This is a genomic window from Candidatus Schekmanbacteria bacterium (genome assembly GCA_003695725.1).
Lineage (GTDB): Bacteria > Schekmanbacteria > GWA2-38-11 > GWA2-38-11 > J061 > J061.
Window position 1 is genome coordinate 1 of sequence record RFHX01000262.1, and the last position, 4,077, is coordinate 4,077.

Annotated in this window: 4 protein-coding genes; all 4 read left to right on the forward strand. The window is 39.8% G+C overall.

The window, feature by feature from the left end; genetic code table 11:
- Nucleotides 1-186: 186 nt before the first annotated feature.
- Nucleotides 187-1,251: a 4Fe-4S dicluster domain-containing protein gene (locus D6734_10170; protein RMF93390.1), complete on the forward strand. Its 1,065-nt coding sequence runs from the start codon at nucleotides 187-189 to the stop codon at nucleotides 1,249-1,251.
- Between the two features lie 24 nt (nucleotides 1,252-1,275).
- Nucleotides 1,276-1,563, forward strand: coding sequence for a 4Fe-4S dicluster domain-containing protein (locus D6734_10175; protein ID RMF93391.1), 288 nt, complete (start codon nucleotides 1,276-1,278; stop codon nucleotides 1,561-1,563).
- 392 nt (nucleotides 1,564-1,955) lie between these two features.
- Nucleotides 1,956-2,882: a 4Fe-4S dicluster domain-containing protein gene (locus D6734_10180; protein ID RMF93392.1), complete on the forward strand. Its 927-nt coding sequence runs from the start codon at nucleotides 1,956-1,958 to the stop codon at nucleotides 2,880-2,882.
- 31 nt (nucleotides 2,883-2,913) lie between these two features.
- Nucleotides 2,914-4,077 (forward strand): FAD-dependent oxidoreductase (locus tag D6734_10185; protein RMF93393.1); only part of this gene is annotated, 1,164 nt, incomplete at its 3' end.

The following is a 4,077-nucleotide window of genomic DNA, read 5'->3' on the forward strand; positions in this document are numbered from 1 at the left end:
ATATTTAATTTATTTTTATAATGAATTAAATATCCTTAATAATCAATCACTTATAATTTTTTTAGAAAAAAATAGATCAAAAAATTTGACAAATTTTAGAAGATGTATTATAAATTCAAACAAACGGTTGGTAGAATTTTTAATGTCTTTAAATTAAATATGTCAACTCAAGAAAGGAGATAAGTTATGTGTCATTTTTGTACAAAACATGGAGATGGCGGAAAATGGTTTGAAAATGCCGCTAATTTTGCAGCCAAGATGTACCAAAGTCGAAGAAACAAGACGGCAAAAGAAAGAAAGGAGATGGAAGAACAAGCAAAGAAAATGAAGTTCACCCAACATATGGGGAGTGAAGCATTTAAAATCGACCCTGAGACCGGTAAGATGATGCGTCCTCCTGCAAAACCTCAGCCGCCAACAATCATTGAAGATTTACAAAGCAAAGAAGGTGAAGAAAAACTCGAACTCAAACAGACGAGGACAGGTTTTCAATACATTGAAGAGAAGGACGGTTCTGTAAAGGTGCCAAAGGGAGTTGCTGTTGACTTGGATATTATGTTTACCGACCTTCTCAAAGAGGTTGTAGATGCGACAGGCGTTGATGTTACAAAGAAACCTCAACTTAAACGAAAAGTAGCAAGCTTTATGGGAAATTATCACTTTGGACAGGTTGTTACTCTTGAAGAAGTCCTTAAGATGGTAGAGTTGACATATCCAATCGGTCTGATGCAATGTATTTGCCGAAGGGAAACACGAGGTATGATGCGCAAGGGTGAAGCTAATTTCTGTATGTCCCTTGGCGTGGGAATATATAAATGGGAAAGATGGCCTGAAACATTCAGAGGATTGACTTTTTTGAGTGTTAAAGAGGCAAAGGATATGCTAAAGCATTTCAACAAAAAAGGTTATGTCCATTCCCTTTGGACCTTCAATGTGCCCTATATTGGAGGTATCTGCAACTGTGAATATCCTGTTTGTCAAGGAATAAGAGGAAGAATCGACTATGGAGTCGATTCGATCATCCTCAAGGGTGAATATTGCGCAAAGCCTGTGCTTGAAAATTGTACAGGATGCGGATATTGCCTTAAATATTGTCAATTTGGCGCAATGAGTATGAATTTGTCGCGCAATAAGGTATCTATCGATATGAAGAGATGTTTCGGTTGTGGTCAATGTGAAAAACATTGTCCAAACAGCGCAATAACAATGGTTGAAAGAAGGAAAACACCGGGTATCGCAGATATGTGGTAATTTAAAAATAAGGAGAAAATCGAAATGGCAGGAATGAATATCATCATTGACAAAGAAAAATGCAAAGTACCTGCGAAGTGCAGAAAATGCCTTGAGGTATGTCCTCAGGCGGTTTTTAAGCTTCATCTTGGTAGAATTGAAAAATACAAGGAAGCCGCCGATGAGGATTGGCATCTCGACCCATGGTATTGGCCAAGCTGTTCCGGCTGTATGGAATGTGTAAAGGCATGTCCACTCAAAGCAATCAGAGTGAAAAGAAGAGATGATGTTGAAATCAAATCGGGCCATATCTCCTATGGGAAATATGGATGATTCTTTTTTAAAGGGCGCAATGTTTTCAAAAAGGTTTTGAAGAGGGCAAAAATAAAGCAAAACAATTGGTTGTTTGAAATTTGCTGTTTTTCTTGAAAAATCTTCTCCAACTTTGCTTTTAAAAAAAATATTGCATTTTAATTCAAAGCAGTGTTTAAGTATTATAGTTTTAGTTTCATTCACTGCTCTCTATGTTGGGGACAGATTTTTGCCGTTGCGGTAGTTATGGATTAAAACTGTCCTCCCGATGCGTTGATGTGATGTTAGATTGATGATATTGCCTGCTGACGGAGGAAACCATACAACTTGCTAAGGCATATAAAAAAGTTTTCCTCCAGAAGCATTGGATAATTGTTGCTGTGCGATAACTTTAAACGAGGGAGGAGAATCTTATGTGCCATCATTGTATCCAGCACGGAGGCGGTGGAAAATGGTTTTTAGCTGCCCAAAATTTTGCCGCAACTCTTTATAGACGCCGCAGAAAGGAAGCCCAAAAAAAAGCAGCAAAGGCAGAGAAGAAAGTTGGCGAAGTCGTAGGCCCTCATCAGAAACCCCCTGAATATTATATGACTGAAGACGGCGAGTTTGCTCTATCTCCGGGCGCTCAAGTTGATTTGGATATAATGTTTTCAGACTTGATGAGAGAAGTGCTCGAAGCAACAGGTAAGGATGTGAGAAAACTCCCGATTTTAAAAAAGAAGGTTAACAGCTTTATGGCTAACTACCATTTCGGACAAGTCGTAACACTTGAAGAAGCAGAAGAAATGGTAGAGATTACATATCCAATTGGAATAATGGAGTGTATTTGTAGAAGAGAATCGAGAGGAATGTATAACAACGATAATGCTATGACCTGTTTGTCTCTTGGTGTGGGCATCTACAAATGGGAAAGATGGCCTGAAACATTTCGCGGAATGACATTCCTTTCAGTTAAGGAAGCAAAGGAGAGATTAAGGCATTTTGACAGGCGTGGGAATGTGCATACTCTCTGGACATTTTATACTCCCTATATTGGAGGCATCTGCAATTGCGAGTATCCAACATGTCTTGGCATAAGGGGAAGAGTAGATTATGATGTAAATGAAATTCTTCTAAAAGGCGAATACTGCGCAATGCCTATTGAAGAAAGATGTATAGGATGCGGAGAATGTATAACTTTCTGCCAATTTGGAGCTATGTCCCTTCAGGTTAGCCGCAACAAAGTAAATATCAATATGAAGAAATGCTTTGGCTGTGCCCAATGCGCTCACCATTGCAGGCATGAAGCAATTAAAATGGTAGAGCGGATGACAACTCCGGGATTAAGGGATTTATGGTAATGAATATTTTAATTATCTGGAGGAGATAAAAATGGCTCGTGTCCAAATAGCAATAAATCATGAAAAATGCCCTACGCCGATCAATTGTCACAGATGTATCGAAGTCTGTCCTCAATGTGTATATAAGATGCATCTTGTAAAAATCGAGAAAGGTAAAGAAATGCCCGAAGATGCTTGGGAATTAGCGATGTGGTTTCCTGATCAGTGCGCTGGATGTCTCGAATGCATTAGGGTTTGTCCTGAAGGGGCGCTTACATTGATTGCTCCCTGTGAGCGTGAATGTCCTGCCCATGTTGACATTCCATCGATGATTTCACTGATAAAGGCAAATATGGAAGAGGAAGCTCTTGCGCTTCATAGGAATAGAAATCCTTTCGTAGAAACCTGCGCTAGGGCTTGTCCCCATCTCTGCGATGTGACTTGTGAAAGAAAGCGTATAGATGGGAAGCCTGTCAATGTAAGAAGCTTGAAACGCTATATGGCAGAAGTTGCAAAGAACAGCAGTGCAAAACCTCTTATGAAGGAAAATCCTAAAAATGCTGACAAAAAAGTTGCTGTAATAGGTGCAGGCCCGTCAGGGCTTTCTTGCGCATATTTTTTGCGGCGCATCGGTTATCCTGTAACGGTTTTTGATAAAGCTGATAAGCCGGGAGGAATAATCACATCGATGATTCCACTATATCGCCTACCTGAAGAAGCAGTGAAAAGGGATATCGATTTCATATTGAGCACAGGCATTGAACTCAAGCTCAATTGTGAAGTTGGAAAGGATATCTCTTTGAACGAGTTGCGAAAAGAAGGATACAAAGCATTTTATATTGCAATAGGGGCGCAATCACCAACGCCACTTGGCATAGAAGGAGAAGATTTAGACGGAGTAATTCAGGCTTGGGATTTGCTCAAAGATTTTCGAAAGGGAATCGAGCCAAAGCTTGGGAAAAAGGTTTCCGTCATAGGAGGAGGAAATGCGGCTATAGATGCGGCGCGTACGGCTTTCAGGTTTGGTTCTGATGTTACTATAATTTACAGGCGTGACCGTGAAGAGATGCCTGCTATTCAAGACGAGATTGAAGAAGCAGAAAAAGAGGGAATAAAATTTCTATTTCTTGCAAGGCCATTAAAGATTGTTGGTGAAAGTGGTAAGGTAAAGAAACTAATCTGCGGCAAGATGGAAATAAAAGGTTATGACCTCAAT